The sequence below is a fragment of the Candidatus Sodalis pierantonius str. SOPE genome (assembly GCF_000517405.1).
Classification (GTDB): Bacteria; Pseudomonadota; Gammaproteobacteria; order Enterobacterales; family Enterobacteriaceae; genus Sodalis_C; species Sodalis_C pierantonii.
Genome location: NZ_CP006568.1, coordinates 2,375,994 through 2,395,663 on the forward strand (window position 1 = coordinate 2,375,994; position 19,670 = coordinate 2,395,663).

Genomic DNA, 19,670 nt, shown 5'->3' on the forward strand with positions numbered 1-19,670 from the left:
GTCACCCCGCAGGACAATGACAATACCCTGCTAAGCCAACAACAATCGTTGCCCAGCCTCGGGAGCGCAAGTGTAAACGAAAGCGGTTCGGAAAAAAGTTGGCGACGATCGCCAGACAAATGGCGGAAGTCAACCAGGATGAAAATAACGATCAAACCTGGCTCAGCTATCTGCTGGGGGAGGCGAAAGATCGCGTCCTTAACCGGCTGCAGCAAAAAAGCGAAGCGATGTTATCTCCCCTCGGCTATACCCAAGTGCAGCTAAATGTCGACGAAAGCGGCCGCTTTAGCGGCAGTTCCGGCCAGATGCTGTTGCCGCTGGACGATCAAAAGACGCGCGGTCTGACGTATGGCCAACTGGGCCTGCAGGGCGTGGATGACGACATCGTCGGTAACATGGGCCTGGGCCAGCGCTGGAACGCCGGGAGATGGTTGCTGGGCTTGAACGTGTTTTACGATCAATACCTGCAACATAATAGCTTGCGCCGGGGCAGCGTTGGCGCTGAAGCGCGCAGCGATTACCTGTCGCTCTCGTCCAACTACTATTACCCGCTGTCGGCAATGTACGCCCTTAATGATGATGATGACGAACGGGTGCGCATGGCCAGCGGCTACGATATTACTACCCAGGGCTTATCTCCCGTTTTACCGCCAGTTGGGCGCCTCGGTTAAATACGAACAGTACTTTGGGCAATGGGTGGATGTCTTCGATAGCGGTAATTATCGCGCCAATCCGGCGGCGGTCGAGCTCGGCGTCAGCTATACCCCCGTGCCGCTCATGACGCTGTCCGCCAGCCATAAGCTGGGGGACGGCGGCGAAAGCGCTGAACAGTATCAGCTCACCCTCAATTATCGCTTGGGCGTGCCGTTATACAGGCAGTTGTCGGCGGATTACGTGGCCGAGGCGCACTCGCTGCGCGGCAGCCGCTATGATCAGGTGCAGCGCAATGCCGTGCCGGTTCTGGCGTTTAAACAGCGCAAAAGCCTGTCGGTGTTCCTGGCGACCCCGCCCTGGTCGCTACAGCCGGGCACCTTGCTGGCGCTCAAAGTGCAGGTGTCGGCGCGCTATCCCCTGACCGCGGTGAGCTGGCAGGGCGATACCCAGGCGCTAAGCCTGACTCCGCCGGCCGATAGCGGCCAGCCCGATGGCTGGTCAATCATCTTGCCTCCCTGGGATGATGCCCCGGGCGCCCGTAATCAATATCGCCTATCGGTAACGGTGGAGGATGAAAAGCAGCAGCGCGTGACCTCTAATTGGATTGTGTTGAAACTTAACGCACCGTTGCAGGCGGCCGCTGACGGCGAAGAGCCGCTGACGTTTGCAACCCGCGACGGGGCTTAAGCCGATGGGCGGGGTGCGGGCGACATTGTCGCGCTTCGCTCGGCCGAGGGAAAGAAAAATCGGCCAGGGAGAAAAGGGTTATTGCCCTATAATATTCTCTCAGCTTGCGGCAAAATACGATAAGCGAAACGGTAGGGGCCGCGAATAGTGTTGGCGAGGCCAGGGGAATCGCGCTATTTTAACCCAGGACGTAATTTTGACCCAAGGCACAATGCGAAGCGCTTCATTAAATTTCACTACAGTTTACCCCCTTATTCTCCTTTTTTTCTTCATTATTGCGCAGAAATTAAGTGATAGGCTTTAACATATTTACTCAGGCTCGCACTACTTGAAGTTAACTCGAGTAAAGTTATTCTTGTAATGCACGCTTCGGTGTTTATTTCGCGCCGCGGCATACAGGTAAAAATAATGAGGAAATGTCATGCGTAAATTAACCGCTTTCGCTCTGGCCACATCATTGATGTTAGGTACCGTCCAGCTGGCTTCCGCCGCCGATACCGCCGCGGCGCCTGCCGCTCCGGAGAGCGCGAAAATGCATCATCATCCGAAGCACGGGCCCATGATGGAGCAGATGTTCAAGGATCTGAATTTGACCCCCGCCCAGCGTGAACAGATGCGCGATATTGCACGCGATTCGATGAAAAATATGAAGAAGCCGTCGGCTGACGAACATAAACAGCTCCATGATGTCATTGCCGCCGATAATTTTGACAGCAGCAAAGCGCAGGCGCTGGTCACCAGCATGTCACAAGCGCAAAATGAAAGAATGCTGGCTCGTCTAGAAATGCAGAATAAAATGTATAATGTCCTGACTCCGGCGCAGAAGCAGGAATTCAATAAAAAATTTGAAGCTCGTCAGGCTAAAATGGCGGAACACGGAAATAACTAAATTCCGTTAACACGCCTTTATTCCATCGCAGCCCACGGCTGCGATTTTTTTTGCCTGTGGACGGCTTTGTTGAATAAATCGAACTTTTAGGTGACTGGCGGCTCTGATCACTACATTCGTTTCAACATCAGGTCCCCATGGCAAAGCAAAAGTTTAAAATCACCAACTGGCCCGCATATAACAATGCGCTCAGGCAGCGGGGGGACCTGACAGTATGGCTTGATGAGTCAGCCATTGCTGCATGGACTGAGAGTACACCACCTGAACATCGTGGCCGGCCGCTTCACTACACCGATATGGCCATTACCACGGTTCTGATGATAAAGCGCGTGTTTAACCTTTCGCTCCGGGCGTTACAGGGTTTCGTTGACTCGATTTTTAAACTGATGGGGCTGTCGCTGCGCTGCCCAGATTACTCTCTGGTCAGCCGGCGAGCAAAAACCGTCGACATCAGCATAAAAACGCCAACCCGCGGCGAAATCTCACACCTGGTCATCGATGGCACCGGCCTGAAAATCTTCGGCGAAGGCGAATGGAAAGTCAGGCAGCATGGGGCTGAGAGGCGCAGAGTATGGCGCAAGCTTCATCTGGCAGTAGATAGCGCGACACATGAAATTATCTGTGCCGATTTATCGCTAAGCGGTACGACAGATGCGCAGGCGCTGCCCGGGCTGATTAACCAAACCCACCGGAAAATCAGGGAAGCGTCGGCTGACAGTGCTTACGATACGCGTTACTGTCATGATGCTCTGCTGAGGAAAAAAATAAAGCCGCTTATCCCACCGCGAAGTGGTGCGCAATATTGGCCAGCTCGATACCATGAGCGTAACCATGCGGTGGCAAATCAGCATCTGAGCGGCAATAACGATACCTGGAAAAAGAAAGTAGGTTATCACCGGCGTTCACTGGCTGAAACGGCCATGTTCCGGTTTAAAACACTTTTGGGTGGTCATCTGAGTCTGCATGACTATGACGCGCAGGTAGGTGAGGCTATGGCAATGGTCAAAGCGCTTAACCGGATCACGTTGTTAGGAATGCCAAACAGCGTCCGCATCATGTAACAATCGCCCTGATAGGGAGGAAGTCGTCACAAATTTCGGATTTATTCAACAAAGCGCCTGTGGACAGCCAGTCGGATCTGTCGGGCGTTATCTCAAGCGGCATTGGTACGGGCGCGCTGTTCAACCGCCGCAAATTCTCTTACTATGCGGGCTATGTTGTCGATACCGACCAGCCCCTGAGGCCGTCGGCCCGGAGCGCCCATCATGCGTTTACGTCATATCGAAATCATTCATGCTATTATGGCGTCCGGCAGTATCAGCGGCGCGGCGCGCCGGCTTAATGTCTCGCAGCCCAATATCAGCCGGTGCTGGCCCATGCCGAACAGCAGCTGGGATTTGCCTTATTCGATCGCCGGCCCTCCGGGCTACAGCCGACGTCGCGGGCACAACGGTTGATGCCGGAAATCGACCAGCTTTATCTCCAGTTACAACAAATCGACCAGCTCGCCCAACGTTTACGCGCCCCTGAGCAGTTACGCATTGGCGCCGCCCATGCGATTGGCCAATCTTTAATGGCGCAGGTGCTGTTGGACTACCGCCGACAGGCGGAACCGCTGCCGGCGGATGTCGAACTGGTGACCGGTCATCATGACACGCTTTGCCAGGATCTGTTGGCTGACTGGCTGGATCTAGCGTTGACCTTTGGTCAATCCCTAGCGCCGCGGCTGACGGCGGAAGTGCTTGATCGGGCCGATATGGTGGCGCTCGTCCCGCCGTCGTTGACGGTCGCGGCGCCGGTTAGCCTGGCCTGGCTATGCGAGCATCATCTGCTGATGATGCAGCCGCAGGATCCGCTGGGGCGGGTAATGCACCAGACGTTGCGCGCCCAGGGGCTGCGCTCTTGCGGCACGTTGCAGATCAAGACCTATTCCGTTATTGCCGATATGGTGCTGACCGGTGGTGGTGCTGGTTCCGGTCACATTCGATCACTGAGTCCGATTTCACCCGATCACTAATTCTGATTTCATCCGATCACTGATTCCGGGCGCCCGATCAGCGATTCCGATTCTGTCCGATCGCTCATCTTCTGTTCCGCCATACTCTGGAGACTTTTAGCTTCCGGGGGCATGGCATGGCACGTAAAAAGAAGAAAGCGAGAACGGAAATGTGCATCTATATTAATGTCTTACGTATGAAATTCGAGCAGCGTCGCTCGAATCGCACTATCTCAGCAGCGCTCGGCATAGACTGTACTACCGTGCACGATATCCTCGGCCGATTCACGGTAGCTAACCTGGTCTGGCCATTGCCGGCGGAACTGTCCCCCGTCGACCTCGACCGCCTGCTCTATCCCGGCAAATCCGGAAAAGTTATCAATACCTTACCCAGCTGGCTTGATATCGATACCGAGTTAAGCCGCAAGGGCATGACCAAGCAGCTGCTCTGGATGGAATATCAGTCCGCCGTGGGCGGTGATGCCCTCGGTTACTCACAGTTTTGTGCACTGTTCCGTGACTGGAAAAAGAAGCAGCGGCGTTCCATGCGCATGGAGCACAAGGCTGGCGAAAAGCTCTTCATCGACTTCTGTGGCCCCACCGTACCTATCGTCAACCCTGCGACCGGTAGCGTACGCCAGGTCGCTATCTTCGTCGCTGCCATGGGCGTGTCAGGATATGCGTATATCGAAGCCTGCGAAGGCCAGGACATGGCATCGTGGCTCAACGCCAATAGCCGCTGCCTGCACTTCATGGGTGGGGTTCCGGAGCTGATGATACCTGATAATCTGCGCAGCGCTGTCAGCATCCCTGACCGCTATGAGCCGGTCATAAATCAGAGCTACCAGGCGCTGGCAAATCACTATGAGACAGTGGTGCTACCGGAGCGCCCGAGAAAACCGAAAGACAAGGCGAAGGCAGAATCAACTGTGCAGCTGGTAGAACGCTGGGTTTTGGCCCGGTTGCGTAAACGTAGGTTCTACTCGCTGGCCGAACTCAACCAGGTGATACGAGAACTCAATCATGAGTTGAATTTGCGCCCGATGCGTCATTACGGCGGACAAAGTCGCCTTGAACGCTTCGAGCAGCTGGACAAACCGGCTCTTGGGCCTCTACCGCCCACATATATGGGAATACAGTGAGTATCTCGTTGCCCGAGTGGGACCTGATTACCACATAGACTACGGCAAAAACTGGTACTAGGTGCCGCATCCGCTGGTTGGCGAGCGCGTTGACGTCATCGCCACCCAACGGCTGGTGCAAATCCACCATAAGGGCGTCTGCGTGGCTACGCACCCTCGCAGCGATAACGCCTATAGGCACACGACTCAGGCGGCGCACATGCCGGCTAACCATAAGGGGCAGAGTCAGTGGACGCCGGAAAGGCTGTGCAGTTGGGCGCTGTCGGTGGGTGTGTGCACACTGTGAAAGTGGTCGAGTCCATCCAAAAGAGCAAAGCCCATCCGGAGCAGGCTTACCGTTCCGTGATGGGGCTACTCAATCTGCAACGGCGCTATGAGACGACGCGACTGGAGAAGGCCTGCGCGCTGGCGTTGGAGAAAGGGTGCATTAACCGCTCTTTCATAGCCAACGTATTGAAACACGGTCGTGAAAGTGAGGTCACCCAGGACGAAGCCGGCGTATCAATGCTGGTTCACGAAAACCTCCGAGGTCCGGACAGTTATCACTAAGGAGAATAAATATGGATACACTGTTAATGGCTCTGCGAGAGCTGAAGTTGTCGGCAATGGTCCAGGCGTTGGAGACGCAACGCGAACTCCCGGGGAGTTATGGGGAGCTGGGGTTCGAGGAGCGGTTGTCGCTGATGGTAGAAGCGGAAAATTTGCATAGAAAAAACAATCATATATGCCGTCTGCGACGGCAATCGCAAATGCGCTTGCAGGCAAAACCAAAAGATATCCGCTATATCCCTAGCCGAGGAGTGACACCGGAACAGATGCGAGATCTGCTAGGGGGACAATATCTGAAATATCAGAAAAGCATACTCATCACGGGGCCAACAGGTACGGGCAAAACCTGGCTCAGTTGTGCGCTTGGTGAGCAGGCATGCCGGCAGCAATATAGCGTGCGTTACTGGCGAGTGGGTCGGTTGCTGGCCCATCTTCACCAGTGTCAGGTAGACGGGACCTATCTAAAACAGCTTAAGCAGTTAGAAAAAATAGAGTTACTGATCTTGGACGACGTGGGCCTAGAATCAATAAGTCCGATGCAGGCAACGATGCTGTTGGAGGTGATGGAAGATCGCTACGACAAAAGCAGCAGCATCCTGATCAGTCAACTGCCGGTGAAAAAATGGTATGGACTGATAGAAAACCCCACGACAGCTGACGTGTTACTCGATCGGTTAGTACACCCCAGCTATAGACTGGAACTTAAAGGCGAATCACTACGCAAAGAGCAAGGAGTAGCCAGCACAGGAAAAATAGACTAAACCCGAGTCAGAAGATGAGCGAACACGTGAACGAATATCACTGGAATGGGTGATCGGAAAATATCGGAATAACTGATCGGATGTCGCCGGAACAGCTGATCGGATACGTCGGAATCTGCAGGTGGCGTGGGGATCGTCGACACCTTCACCGCCAGACGTTATGCCCAACAGTTACAGGTCGTAAAAATCCAGGGGGCGCTGCCGTTTGAAGTGCAACTGCTGATGACCGCGTCTCACGCCGCCGATCCGGCGGTGCTGCTGATGCGCAGCATTATCCGCCGGCGGCTGGAACAGTGGGTCGACGCGCAGGCGGCTGACCGCGGCCGGCGGGGGGATTATTGCCAAAAGTCGTCAAACACCGTCACCGGCGGATGGCGTTTATGCTCGGTGCGTTGATACCAGTTTTCAATCACGCGCGCCGCGGCGGCATCGATGGTTTTGCCCTCCAAGTAATCATCGACCATTTCGTAAGTGACCCCGAGCGCGGTTTCGTCAGGTAACGCGGGGCGATCTTCTTCCAGGTCGGCGGTCGGCGCTTTGAGATAGAGATGCTCGGGGCAGCCGAGGTGCTGCAATATGGCGCGGCCCTGGCGTTTATTCAGCCGGAAGAGGGGGTTGATATCGGTACCGCCGTCGCCGTACTTGGTGAAGAAACCGGTTACCGCTTCCGCCGCGTGATCGGTACCCACCACCAATCCCGCCGTCATGCCGGCGATGCTGTACTGGGCTTTCATGCGTTCGCGCGCTTTTTCATTGCCTTTAACGTAATCGCTTAACGCGATGCCCGCCTCGCGCAAGGTCGCCTCGCTAGCCTGAATAGCGCTTTTAATATTGACGGTGATCACCTGGTCAGGCTGGATGAAGGCGATTGCATCCCGGCAGTCCGCTTCATCTTTCTGCTCGCCGTGGGGCAAGCGCACGGCGATAAAGCGGTAGTCGGTCACGCCGGTTTCCTGACGGAGCTCGCTGATGGCCTGCTGGCAAACTTTGCCCGTCAGCGTGGAATCCTGGCCGCCGCTGATACCAAGCACCAGCGTGCGCACGAAAGTATGCTTTTTCAGGTAGGCTTTGAGAAAATCCACGCTCACCCGAAATTCGGCCGCCGGGTCAATCGTGGGTTTTACGCCCAGCGCCGCTATGATTTCTTGCTGTAGTGCCATTCGCTTTGTCTCCTGAAACGTCAAGCTGCGGGTATCGCAAACGTTATGATGAGGGTAATCACAAAAGTGTAAAGCCTAACGCTTAGAAGAGAAAGCGTTACCCGCCGGCGAGGCCATTATCGATTTCGGCGGCCGGCATGGAACAAAAATAAGCACCAAAATGAACGGCCTATTTGAAAAAATGTGTTTTGGCATCTAGGCTTATTGATACACACAATGAATGAGGTGACCTCAATGAATAATAAAATGGTTCTGGCTATTTCCGCCGCCGCGGCGATTTCTTTCCTTTCTGGCTGTACCGCCTATGATCGTGCCGACAGTTATTTGAACAAACCCGTCGTTAGCGATGTGAAAAAAGGCATGACCAAAGAGCAGGCGCGCGCTATCGGCGGCGTGCCGGCGACCTCCTCGACCATGATTAACGCGCGCGGCACTTGTGATTCCTATGTCCTGGGTAACCGTGACGGCAAACCGATTAATTATTTCGTCAGCTACGACGAAACCGGTAAGGTATTGAACAAAGGGTTCCAGAGCTGCCAAAAATACGACACCAATCCTCAGCAGGGCCAATAAGCGTTCCTAGCGTCCTCTTGGGCGCCGGGTCGCCGCCGGCTCTGACGGGCCGGCGACTGGCTCTGGTGGCCCGCTGCCGGCAGGGCGGCGTGGATCCCAGTTCTGCTATCCTGGCACCGACCCGCGCGCGACAGTAATGGCTTTCAAGCATCAGCCGACGCGACCGTAATTCCCCTTAAGGCGTTTGCCTCGTTGCGCACCTTAGGTGAATGTTTTCGCCCCCTGTTGCATCACTTAAGCCCAGGGAAATCCTCAAATTTACTGGCCCGCAGTCACTTTCCCTTTCCCTGACCTCGTGCTGTCGATTATGACTGCCTGCTGTCGAGGGCGACGCGCGCGCGTTGCCCGGCACGCCCGCGTCACAGACCGCATGGCGTGGTAAAAACCTATTTAGATAACATGTATTTTCTTTTTTTTACCAAAGTACGCCATCGGCCCTCTGGCGTCTGCGGGTATAATGAGAATGAATATTCATTATAGGATTGGGCGTGATGTTTCTCTCAAGATTTTTGGCGGTAGGACTGATATTCCTCGTCGTGGCCGGCGATCGGCAGCCGGAAACGAATCCCGCTGGCGCGGCAACCGAGGTGAGGGGAAAACGTTACAGCCCCAGTCGGTCACCTTAACCAGCGATTTAACCGGTCGCGTAAAAGGATCGTTGGTTTCCGATGTTCGCCCCCAGGTGGACGGTATCATTCAGAAGCGGCTTTTTACCGAAGGAGATGAAGTCAAGGAAGGGCAGGCGCTGTATCAAATCGACCCAGCCAGCTATCAGGCCACCTATGATGAGGCCGTGGGGCAGCTGAAAAATACCGTGGCGGTGGTAAACAGCAGCAAACTGAAGGCACAGTGCTATACGGCGCTGGTGAAGGAAAACGACGTTTCCCGCCAGGATGCCGATGAGGCCGTGGCCACCTGGCAACAAAACGTTGCCTCGGTGGACCAATACCGCGCCGCGGTACAGAGCGCGCGTATCGATCTGCAACGCACCGTGATTAAGGCCCCCATCTCTGGCCGTATCGGCATCTCTTCGATTACCCCCGGCGCGCTGATCGAAGCCAATCAATCCAACGCGCTGGCCACCATCCGCACGCTGGATCCTATCTATGTCGACCTGACTCAGTCCAGCAGCCAGCTGCTGCAACTGCGTCGCCAACAGGGGACGTTAAAGCAGGAGGGTGACACGGTACCGGTGACGGTCACGTTGGAGGACGGCACGCGTTACGCGCACACCGGCAAGCTTGAGCTGACCGAGGTGGCGGTGGATGAAAGCACGGGCACCGTCACGCTGCGCGCCATTTTACCCAATCCGCAGCACGAGCTGTTGCCGGGAATGTATATCCGCGCAAGCGTAAGCAATGGTGTGAAGGCTAATGCGATTCTGGCGCCCCATCAGGGCATAACCTGCGATGCGAAAGGCAACGCCACCGCGCTGGTGGTGGGGCAGGATAACAAAGTGGAAAGCCGCCACGTCACCGTCGATCGCGTCATTGGCAGCGATTGGCTGGTTAACGAAGGATTGAAGGCGGGCGATAGGGTGATCGTGGAAGGGACCAGCAAAGTGCAAACCGGAATGACGGTGAAGGCGGTAGAAGCGACTACCCCATCCGACGCCGCGCAAACGACCGACGGTAGCGGAGGAGAGTAACATGCTGGCTGGTTTTTTTATCCGTCGCCCGGTTTTTGCCTGGGTGATAGCGATTATCATCGTGCTGTTTGGCGTGTTGAGTATTAACAATCTGCCGGTAGCCCAGTACCCCGACGTGGCGCCGCCGCAGATCACCATTGAGGCCACCTACACCGGCGCCTCGGCGGAAACGCTCGAAAGCAGCGTCACGCAGGTTATCGAACAGCAGCTTACCGGCTTGGATGGGTTGCTTTATTTTTCGTCAACCAGCACCGCCTCCACCGGTCAGTCAAAAATTACGGTCACCATTGAGCAGGGGACCGATCCGGATATCGCGCAGGTCCAGGTGCAAAATAAAGTGCAGCAGGCGGAAAGCCGGCTGCCGGATTCCGTCACGTCGCAGGGCGTGACGGTGGCGAAAGCGCAGTCCGACTTTTTGCTTATCATGACGCTTTATGACAACGCTGACAAAAGCACCTAGTCGGACGTGGCCGATTACCTGATAAGCAATATGCAAGACACCCTGGCGCGCGTGCAGGGGGTAGGGGATGTGCAGGTGTTCGGCTCCGAATATGCGATGCGCATCTGGCTTGATCCGGCCAAGCTTGCGGCCTATTCCTTGATGCCGTCCGATGTGGAAACGGCGCTGGAGAATCAAAATACCCAGGTATCCTCCGGGCAAATCGGCGCCCAGCCCGCCGGCAAAGACCAGCAACTGGTGGCGACGGTACGTTCCCGTTCACGCCTGCAAACCCCGGAGCAATTCCGCCGCATTGTGTTAAAAACCAACAGCGGAGGCTCCATCGTACGTTTGGCCGATGTGGCTCGGGTGGAGATGGGAGATGAGGATTACAGCACCAACGTGCTGGCCAACGGTCATCCTGCCGCCGGTATGGCCATTAAACTGGCGCCGGGCGCCAATGCGCTGTACACGGCGGAAAAAGTGAAGAGCACCATTAGCGAGCTGCAAAGCGGTATGCTGGCGAGCTATACCGTGGCGTATCCGCTCGATAGCACCGAGTTCATCAAAGTCTCCATCGAAGAAGTGGTGAAGACTTTGGGGGAAGCGATTCTCCTGGTGGTGGTGGTCATGTTCGTGTTTTTGCAAAACTGGCGCACGACCTTGATCCCCGCCATCGCGGTGCCGGTAGTGTTATTGGGCACCTTCGGCGTACTGGCGCTGTTTGACTATTCTATCAATACGCTGACCATGTTCGGCATGGTCCTGACGATTGGTCTATTGGTGGACGACGCCATCGTGGTGGTGGAAAATGTCGAACGCGTGATGCGTGAGGAAAAACTGTCGCCGCGGGACGCTACGGCGAAATCCATGAAGGAAATTACCAGCGCGCTTATCGGTATCACCTTGGTACTGTCGGCGGTGTTCCTGCCCATGTCGTTTTTCAGCGGTTCAACTGGCGTCATTTACCGTCAGTTCTCCATTACCATTGTTTCTTCCATGATCCTGTCGGTGGTGGTGGCGCAGACCCTCACGCCGGCGCTGTGCGCCAGCTTTTTGAAACCTCATGACGATGAGCATAGCGAGAAAGGCTTTTTCGGCTGGTTTAACCGTCACTATAACGCGCTGCAAACGCGTTATGAGAATCGCGTCGGCCACGTCATTCACGGTCCCATGCGCTATTTGTTGCTCTATGCGGTTTTGCTGCTGGCCTGCGCCGTGATGTATTTACGTTTGCCTACCGGCTTCCTGCCGACGGAAGATCAGGGTTATATTATGGTGCAGTACCAACTGCCGCCGGGGGCCACGGAGAGCCGCACCCGCAACGTGCGCAGTGAGATCCAACAGTACTTCCTGAACCAAGAAAAAGACAATATCAACGTCGACATGCTGGTTAACGGTTTCAGTTTCGCCGGTAGCGGGCAAAACGCCGGGGTCGGGTTTATCGCGCTGAAAAACTGGAGCGATCGTAAAGGCACGGAAAACGAGGCGGACGCCATTGCGCTGCGGGCGATGAAACATTTTGCCGGCATGCGCGATGCGCAGGTGTATGTCTTAACGCCGCCCGCCATTTCCGGCCTGGGGCAATCCAACGGGTTCACCTTTGAACTTCAGGCCCGCGCCGGTACCGATCGCAGCCAACTGCTGAAACTGCGCGATCAGCTGATCGCCAACGCGGCCAAGGACGCCACGCTCTCTAGCGTGCGCGCCAATACGCTGCCGGATTTACCGCAGTTGCAGGTCTATATCGATGATGACAAAGCCGAGACGCTCGGCACCTCGGTCAGCGACATTAACGACACTCTCGGTAGCGCCCTGGGGGGAACCTATGTCAACGACTTTACTGATCGCGGACGGGTAAAAAAAGTGTATATTCAAGGCGACGCCGATTTTCGCAGTAAACCCGAGGACATCAATCGCTGGTTCGTGAAAGGCACGGACAGCGACGGTAATGACACCATGGTACCGTTTTCGTCCTTCGCCACCTCTCACTGGATCTACGGTGCGGATACCTTGTCCCGCTACAACGGGCTGGCGTCCTATGAAATCCAGGGCGAGGCGACTTCCGGCAGCAGTTCGGGGAACGTAATGAATCAGATGGAGACGTTGGCCGGGCAATTACCCGCGGGCAGCACCCATGCCTGGTCGGCGTTATCTTATCAAGAACGATTGTCGGGCAATCAGGCGATGTCGCTGTACGCTATTTCGCTGGTGGTGGTGTTCTTATGTCTGGCGGCGCTGTATGAAAGCTGGTCGGTCCCCTTTTCGGTCATGATGGTAGTCCCGCTTGGCGTTGTTGGGTCGCTACTGGCCATCACGTCGCGCGGTTTGGAAAATGATGTCTACTTCCAGGTCGCATTGTTAACCATCATTGGGCTTTCGTCGAAAAATGCCATCTTGATTGTGGAATTCGCCGAGGAACGCTATCGCCAGGGCCAGACCCTGATAGCCGCGGCGGTGCATGCGGCCGCGGCCGGTTCTGATGACGTCGCTGGCGTTTGCCGCCGGGGTATTGCCGCTGGCGGTGTCGACGGGGGCGGGGGCCAATAGCCGTATCGCGATTGGTACCAGCATTATTGGCGGCATCATTACCGCCACGCTGCTGGCGATATCCCTGGTGCCGCTGTTTTTTGTCATCATCAGGCGGATTTTCCCTGGCATTCCTGAGGGGGAACACCCCGTTAATTCCACCCACCAGGACATGGGGGCATGAACATGTTAGCAAGACGAATCATCATGGTGGCGCCCCTGCTGCTGAGCGGCTGTTTATCGCTGGATCCCCACTATACGCGTCCGGCGGCGCCGGTGCCGGACAGGTTGCCAACGGGCGGCGCTTATGCTTCACTGGGCCACGCCCCGGGCAGCAATTATCGCGACATCGCCTGGCGGGACTATATTCTGGATGACCGGTTGCGTCAGACCGTCGCTATGGCGTTGAACAGCAGCCGCGATTTGCGCGAAGCCGTAGCCGATGTTAAAGCGGCCAAAGCGCAATATGGTGAAGAACGATCGAATCTGTTCCCCACCGTTGATGCGGAGCTGTCGGGGACTCGCTCCCGCGCGCTGACCGGCGAGGGCAACCAGACGGCGATAAGCCAAAGCACCCAGGCGGAGGGGAGCATCAGCTCCTTTGAGCTGGATTTGTTCGGCAAAAACCAGAGCTTGACGCGGGAACAGTATGAAACCTACCTCGGCACGCTGGCGGGTGCGCGCAGTACCCGGTTAACCGTGCTGTACAATACGGTGTATTACTGGCTGGCGCTCGCCGCCGATCAAAGCAACCTGGCGATTGCGCAGCAAACGGCGCAAAGCGCGCGTCAATCCCTTGAGGTCACGCAAAAAAAATTGCAACACGGCATCGTCTCCGGGGTCGATGTGGCGTCGGCTGAAACCACCTATCAATCCGCTATGGCCGATATCGCCAGCTATCAAACCAGCGTGGCGCAGGATAAGAACGCGCTGGATCTGGAGGTGGGCCAGCGCGTGCCGGACGCGTGGCTGCCGAACGGCATTGAGCAGCTGCCTGGCGCGCTAAGTGAAATGCCCGCCGACATTTCATCGCAGGTATTGCTAAACCGGCCGGATGTCCTGGAAGCGGAGCACAATTTGAAGGCGGCAAACGCCAGTATCGGCGCGGCGCGGGCCAATTTCTTCCCGTCCATTTCCCTGACGACGTCAGCCGGGGTGGGCAGCGCCGAGCTGTCTTCATTGTTCAAACACGGTGCGGGCATCTGGTCCTTTTCACCTAGCGTCTCGCTGCCGTTATTCACCGGCGGCTACAATGCCGCGCAGCTGAATTACACCCGCGCGCAAAAAGAGCTTTACGTCGCGACCTATGAAAAAGCGATACAGACCGCGTTCCAGGAAGTGGCTGACGCGCTGGCGCGCCGCGGCACGATTAACGCGCAGCTGACGGGCCATACGGACTATGTCGCCGCGGCCGGGCGCTATTATCATCTGGCCGATTTGCGTTATCAAAACGGCGTCGACACCTATTTGAACGCGCTCGATGCCCAGCGGGAACTCTACAGCGCCAGAACCGAATTAGTGAGCACCCAGCTGGCGTATTATCAAAATCTGATCACGCTGTATAAAGTGATGGGGGACGGGACGGCGCTGGCGGAATCAAAATTCGCGCTTTAACGCAACGGCACGGGGCGCGACACGTCCTGCCATATTGCCGTGCTGCTATGTAGCCATGTAGCCGTGCTGCTATGTTGCCGTGTTGCCGTGCCGTGTCGCACCGCTGCTGCGTTCACAGGTCGCCGAGAGCGGCTGCGGGCTAAGTTTGGCGCCGAGATAGGATGTGGGACGAAGGGGGTTTTACCCAGCGCGCCAGGGCGCGCGCCCGGTTGCCACTTGGAAAAGCGTGTGCGGCCGGGGGCGCTGGTCGCGGGCGTACAGGAGTACGAGGGCCATTTCTTGCGCCGGGAGGTTCTTCTTGTACGCGGAGCAGGGTAACATAACCCCCTTGCACATCAAGGTGTTATTGCTCAGAAGGGGAAGGCGGTGAGAAAAGGGGCGGGTGAGGACTTTCACAGGCAACGTCGTGCGCAAATCATTGAGGCCGCAAAAGAAAGTTTTGCTCAATCCGGTTTCCACGGCGCGACCATGGCCGAGCTGAGTCAACAATCCGGCCTCAGCGCGGGGCAGCTCTATCGCTATTTTGACAGTAAGGACGCGCTGATTGATGCGGTGGTGCGCCAGGTCGCCGGGCAATGGTATCGCCTGCTTGCGGAGAAATTACTCGCTTTGACCGATTACTCGGCGATTTTATTCCCCCAATCGCCTTTTTGGTCTGACTGGCCGGCGAGAGAACGGGTTTTACTGCTTGAAACGTTCTCCGAAGCCTCGCGCAGCGCTACTCTCCAATCGATTTTACGTCAGGAAGAACAGGATCTGATCGACGCGCTGGTCAATCATGACGCTCCGCCGACGTCGTTACAGGACGAAAGCCGACGCCGCGCGGCCATTGAACTGCTGTTAACCCTTATCAACGGTGCGGTTTGCCGGACGTTCCATGAAGAAGATATCGATAGCGCTATCACCGCGGTGGTAACGCGGTTTTTGTCAGCGGCCGTGCGCGCCTAGCACTCTGACGCCACCGTCTTGGGCGGGGGCTTGGCCGGCGGGCGCTACGTTGCCGGGGCGATCGCCCGGCAAAGAGCGAACGCCTGCGCAAACGGCCTGGCTTGGGGGCTTGCGTTAAACGCCTGAATTCATCTGGCGGATCAAATCGTCGACCAAGGGCCAGAAGGCCGCGTTATGCTGGGCGATATTCACGTTTTTACGCATGATCACGCCATCAATAATCAAGGAAAAAATATACAGGCGCGTGCGGATTTCACTATCTTTGGCGTTGGCGTTCAGCGCTCTGAAATGGCTAAAGGCATAATCCTGCAAAGTCAAATGCGCGCGGTGGATGATGTGCTGAACGTGAGCATTTCTGCTGGCTTCCGCCGAGATGGCCAGCATCAGCGCGATACTGTCCCGCGTGTCGGCGTTAACGGTATCGCCCGCGAAGAGCGTGAGCCAGGCGCTATCGCCCTCCAGAACAGAGTCGGCTTTCATTTTTTGCTGTAACCGCTGAACCACCTTGTTCACCAGCGCCTCAATGATGTCACTTTTCCCTTTAAAATAGCGGTAAATCAGCCCGGTGCTGATACCCGCCATCACGGCGATTTCCTGCACGGTCGTATTGTGAAACCCTTTTTGCATCACGCACGTTTTTGCGGCAGAGAGTATTTGATCGGCACGATTCATCTTCATCGTTCATTGCTCTCCACCTGACTCTATCGCCGAATGTCGGCCCATGCGAATAGCTTAACATGGGGGGGGCGAGCAGACCTAGTGATTCGCGGCGCACCGCCCGCCGCCAGAGGGGATGGCGGCGAGAGACATCATCGCCTGTGGTCAAAAAAAGGGTAAGCGCGCCAGGCGCTTACCCTGCAAGACCCTTGCTACTGCCGCCCAGTCAGGCGGGGACCGCGGCCGCTTTAGCGAGCCGAGACCAGATGCGATGCTCACGTAGACTCGCCAGGAACGCCTGCATCAGCTGGTCGCTAATCGACCCGTCCTCGCTGATGCCTGCTTCATTATCGCCGTCCTTCAGCCCCAACTGTGGTTTAAACCGCCGGGCGTCGCCGCTAAGGGCGATGGGTTTCAGGTGCTTATAGGTTTCCAGGATGTAATGGCGCGCCGCTCCGTCCCGCAACAGCGCGTCGAGATTGCCGTTCGGCACCACAACGCCATCCACCGTAATCGACGGATTGCCCTCTATGGTGCTGTCTATGGGCAGTGTGGAGCCGTCGCTCGCCAGCAGCTTGGCGTGAACTCCTTCCGCCTTCAGGGCCTGCATCGCGGCCAGCACATCGGCGGCGTCCACCCCGTCGCTGATCAGAAGCGCCACCTGTCGTCCCTTGAGCGCGCCGGAGCCGGTCGCATACAGGCTGAGGGTGGGATCGCGGGTGATGCCGTTGACCGCGGGCGGCGGCGCAATGTTTTTCGCCTCGTCGGACAGACGATAGCCGAGGCGGGCGGCGACCTGGCTTGCCAGGTCGACATCCACCCGGGTAAGCAGATCGATCACCCGTTCGCGGATATAGGGCCGGGCGACTTTGCCTAACTCGAAACTGAATGCGTCGATAATGTGCTGTTGCTCGGCAGGCGTTTGGTTAAGCCAGAATAAACGCGGGTGGGCGAAGTATTCGTTGAACGAGTCTCTGCGCTGACGAATTTTCTCGCCGTCGATGCGCTCATGGTAATTCTCAAAGCCGCCGTTTTCCGCCGCCGGCGCGGTTTCGCGCGGCCAGTTATCGTTTAACGAGTTGGGCTCGTAGGCCGCCGGGTTGGTGTTGATATCCTGGCGGTGCATGCCGTCGCGTTGGAAATTATGATAAGGGCACACGGGGCGGTTGATGGGAATTTCATGAAAGTTGGGGCCGCCGAGTCGGCTGATTTGGGTGTCGGTATAGGAAAATAACCGTCCCTGTAACAGGGGATCGTTGCTGAAATCAATGCAGGGCACGATATGACCGGAATGGAACGCGACCTGCTCCGTTTCGGCGAAAAAGTTATCCGGATTGCGGTTAAGGGTCAACTTGCCTACGATTTCCACCGGCACCAGCGCTTCGGGGATCAACTTGGTCGGATCAAGCAAGTCGAAGTCGAGCTTATGTTCATCTTCCTCGGGGATCAGCTGTAAGCCCAGTTCCCATTCCGGGTAGTCGCCGGCTTCAATAGCTTTCCACAGATCGCGGCGGTGGAAATCCGGATCTTTACCGGCAATTTTTTGCGCTTCATCCCATACCAGCGACGCTTTTCCGGCAACCGGTTTCCAATGGAAACGGACAAAGGTGCTTTGACCTTCGGCGTTCACCAGGCGGAACGTATGGATGCCAAAGCCTTCCATGGTGCGCAGGCTGCGCGGTATCCCGCGGTCCGACATCGCCCAGAAGACGTTATGCAGCGTTTCCGGCTGCAACGAAACATAATCCCAGAAACTGTCGTGGGCGGTGCCGCCCTGCGGCATCTCATTGTGGGGTTCAGGTTTCACCGCATGGACGAAATCGGGAAATTTATGGGCATCCTGAATGAAAAACACCGGCGTATTGTTGCCGACCAGATCGAAATTGCCTTCCTGAGTATAAAACTTCACCGCGCAACCGCGGATATCGCGCACCGTATCGGCGGAGCCACGCGACCCCTGCACGGTGGAAAACCGCACATACACCGGCGTTTTGACCGACGGGTCGCGCAGAAAGCCCGCTTTGGTGATGTCGGTCAGCGGGCGGTAGACCTCAAAAACGCCGTGTGCGGCGGATCCGCGGGCATGCACGATACGTTCCGGTATGCGTTCATGATCAAAATGGGTGATCTTCTCACGCATAATGAAATCTTCCAGCAGCGTGGGTCCACGCTTGCCGGCGCGCAGCGAATTCTGGTCATCGGAAATTTTGGTTTCCTGATCGTTGGTCAGGGGCTGGTTTTCACCGTTTTTGCGGTGAGGCTCCAGCAAGTCGAGTTTAGCGTTGGTGGTCTTGGGAAACTTGGCCGAACCGGACGCGGTGGGCTGTTTCCCCGGCTCGGAAGGGCCAGGTTGCGACATGTGGCTGCCGTCATCGGGGGCCAGACTGCCCAGGCCGGGGGAAGAAGACCGGCCATCCGGGGCCGGGGCGGGATGGGACAGGCGTTGCTGAGCCTCAGAAGGATCCTTGGGTGTCGACATGGCTTTGTGCTCCTCTCACTGTTTACAACCGGTTAAGTAGCGATTTACCACCGCCTTTTGGGATCGGTTGGATCAACTATAGAACAGATTTCCCTTACCGGTTTTAGGGTAATAGCACGCGATGGGGTTGACGCTTCGCCCTATTTGCTCTGTAAAACAATCTGTTATGGGAATATCGTTGATCACGCCGGGTGAAAAATAAGCCCGTTTTGGCAGCAAATAACAGTATGAATGCTAGGGAATGACCGCGCCAAACCGCGCGCCGTCTGGGCCGCAGCAACAGGAAAATCTTTCTCTATCGTTACGATAGCCTGCGCCGTCGGCGGCGCGCTCGGCCCGATCTTCTCAGGGGGTGGGCAACAGGCTGGCGCGCACCCGCTGCCAGAGCGCCTGCACGGACTCGGGAACCGCCGGATGCCGTACCAGCGGCGCGCCCTCCGGGTGCTGTAGGGCGAAAATCAGCGCTGCGATACAGACCAATCGCTCGAGCTGGTTGCCTTTGGCGGGGCTCAAGATAGGCAGGCGAAACCGCCAGCGGCAGGGCCACAGTAGCGGCACGCCGGCCGGGGTTAGCATATCCGCCGCGATATGGCTTAAATAACCGATAATCATGGCGTGAAACGCATCCAGGGGAATGACGCTTTGCGGCGGCAGGCGCAGGGTAAATAACAGGATACCGGCGATGATCGCCAGCAGGCTATGGGTGAAGCCGCGATGACCGCACAGTCGGGCGATAGGCACGGACAGTCAGGTCAATCGCTGTCCCAGCACCGATTTGGGGTGGTCGATATCCGGCAGTAGGCAGGTAAGCAATCCACCGGCGATAATGTGCCACCAATCGCCGCCTTGGGCCAGGGCAGGCGTCAGCGCCATTTTCTTGGCTAAAATGGTGCTGGCCAAGGCAAAAATAAAATGTCCTTCGGCGGTCATAGGTGGCACGGCGCG

Annotated in this window: 14 protein-coding genes and 4 pseudogenes; 14 read left to right on the forward strand and 4 right to left on the reverse strand. The window is 56.6% G+C overall.

The window, feature by feature from the left end; translation table 11 throughout:
- Window positions 1-98: 98 nt before the first annotated feature.
- From SOPEG_RS30245 to SOPEG_RS12190, 9 genes and pseudogenes are all read left to right on the forward strand, one after another.
- Entirely contained in the window at window positions 99-671 is a 573-nt protein-coding gene (locus SOPEG_RS30245; RefSeq protein ID WP_148297068.1) for an inverse autotransporter beta domain-containing protein, read from the forward strand.
- On the forward strand, window positions 583-1,341 hold the full coding sequence (locus tag SOPEG_RS30250; RefSeq protein ID WP_250635972.1) for an inverse autotransporter beta domain-containing protein: 759 nt from the start codon (window positions 583-585) through the stop codon (window positions 1,339-1,341). Before SOPEG_RS30245 ends, SOPEG_RS30250 begins: the two co-directional genes overlap by 89 nt.
- Before the next feature lie 421 nt (window positions 1,342-1,762).
- On the forward strand, window positions 1,763-2,230 hold the full coding sequence (gene spy, locus SOPEG_RS12165; RefSeq protein ID WP_025245548.1) for an ATP-independent periplasmic protein-refolding chaperone Spy: 468 nt from the start codon (window positions 1,763-1,765) through the stop codon (window positions 2,228-2,230).
- 137 nt (window positions 2,231-2,367) lie between these two features.
- Window positions 2,368-3,291: an IS5-like element ISSoEn1 family transposase gene (locus SOPEG_RS12170; protein WP_025244151.1), complete on the forward strand. Its 924-nt coding sequence runs from the start codon at window positions 2,368-2,370 to the stop codon at window positions 3,289-3,291.
- Between the two features lie 204 nt (window positions 3,292-3,495).
- Entirely contained in the window at window positions 3,496-3,687 is a 192-nt protein-coding gene (locus tag SOPEG_RS30890) for a LysR family transcriptional regulator (RefSeq protein ID WP_071882192.1), read from the forward strand.
- On the forward strand, window positions 3,597-4,247 hold the full coding sequence (locus tag SOPEG_RS12175) for a LysR family transcriptional regulator (RefSeq protein WP_051419673.1): 651 nt from the start codon (window positions 3,597-3,599) through the stop codon (window positions 4,245-4,247). Before SOPEG_RS30890 ends, SOPEG_RS12175 begins: the two co-directional genes overlap by 91 nt.
- 116 nt (window positions 4,248-4,363) lie before the next feature.
- Window positions 4,364-5,917 (forward strand): annotated as a pseudogene (gene istA, locus SOPEG_RS24775) (IS21 family transposase).
- Between the two features lie 11 nt (window positions 5,918-5,928).
- Window positions 5,929-6,678 carry an IS21-like element ISSoEn3 family helper ATPase IstB gene (gene istB / locus SOPEG_RS12185; protein WP_025245549.1) on the forward strand — a complete coding sequence of 250 codons (750 nt, stop codon included), beginning with the start codon at window positions 5,929-5,931 and terminating at the stop codon, window positions 6,676-6,678.
- Between the two features lie 126 nt (window positions 6,679-6,804).
- On the forward strand, window positions 6,805-7,074 hold the full coding sequence (locus SOPEG_RS12190) for a hypothetical protein (RefSeq protein ID WP_025245550.1): 270 nt from the start codon (window positions 6,805-6,807) through the stop codon (window positions 7,072-7,074).
- On the opposite strand, the gene nadE is transcribed toward SOPEG_RS12190, so the two are convergent.
- Window positions 7,014-7,838 carry an ammonia-dependent NAD(+) synthetase gene (gene nadE, locus SOPEG_RS12195; RefSeq protein WP_025245551.1) on the reverse strand — a complete coding sequence of 275 codons (825 nt, stop codon included), beginning with the start codon at window positions 7,836-7,838 and terminating at the stop codon, window positions 7,014-7,016. The two genes, SOPEG_RS12190 and nadE, sit on opposite strands and share 61 nt — an antisense overlap.
- A gap of 234 nt (window positions 7,839-8,072) precedes the next feature.
- On the opposite strand from nadE, the gene osmE reads away from it, so the two are divergent.
- The 5 genes and pseudogenes from osmE (at window position 8,073) to SOPEG_RS12220 (ending at window position 15,589) form a co-directional block, all read left to right on the forward strand.
- Entirely contained in the window at window positions 8,073-8,411 is a 339-nt protein-coding gene (gene osmE, locus SOPEG_RS12200; RefSeq protein WP_025245552.1) for an osmotically-inducible lipoprotein OsmE, read from the forward strand.
- 491 nt (window positions 8,412-8,902) lie between these two features.
- Window positions 8,903-10,059, forward strand: a pseudogene (locus tag SOPEG_RS12205) (efflux RND transporter periplasmic adaptor subunit).
- 1 nt (window position 10,060) lies between these two features.
- A pseudogene (locus SOPEG_RS12210) lies at window positions 10,061-13,211 on the forward strand (efflux RND transporter permease subunit).
- A 2-nt stretch (window positions 13,212-13,213) separates the two neighbouring features.
- Entirely contained in the window at window positions 13,214-14,641 is a 1,428-nt protein-coding gene (locus tag SOPEG_RS12215) for an efflux transporter outer membrane subunit (protein WP_025245553.1), read from the forward strand.
- A 366-nt stretch (window positions 14,642-15,007) separates the two neighbouring features.
- Entirely contained in the window at window positions 15,008-15,589 is a 582-nt protein-coding gene (locus SOPEG_RS12220; RefSeq protein ID WP_025245554.1) for a TetR/AcrR family transcriptional regulator, read from the forward strand.
- Window positions 15,590-15,703: 114 nt separating this feature from the next.
- On the opposite strand, the gene SOPEG_RS12225 is transcribed toward SOPEG_RS12220, so the two are convergent.
- The 3 genes and pseudogenes from SOPEG_RS12225 to SOPEG_RS12235 form a co-directional block, all read right to left on the reverse strand.
- Window positions 15,704-16,261: a TetR/AcrR family transcriptional regulator gene (locus SOPEG_RS12225; RefSeq protein WP_025245555.1), complete on the reverse strand. Its 558-nt coding sequence runs from the start codon at window positions 16,259-16,261 to the stop codon at window positions 15,704-15,706.
- Between the two features lie 211 nt (window positions 16,262-16,472).
- Entirely contained in the window at window positions 16,473-18,725 is a 2,253-nt protein-coding gene (gene katE, locus SOPEG_RS12230) for a catalase HPII (protein ID WP_025245556.1), read from the reverse strand.
- Window positions 18,726-19,070: 345 nt separating this feature from the next.
- Window positions 19,071-19,655 (reverse strand): annotated as a pseudogene (locus SOPEG_RS12235) (metal-dependent hydrolase).
- Window positions 19,656-19,670 lie beyond the last annotated feature (15 nt).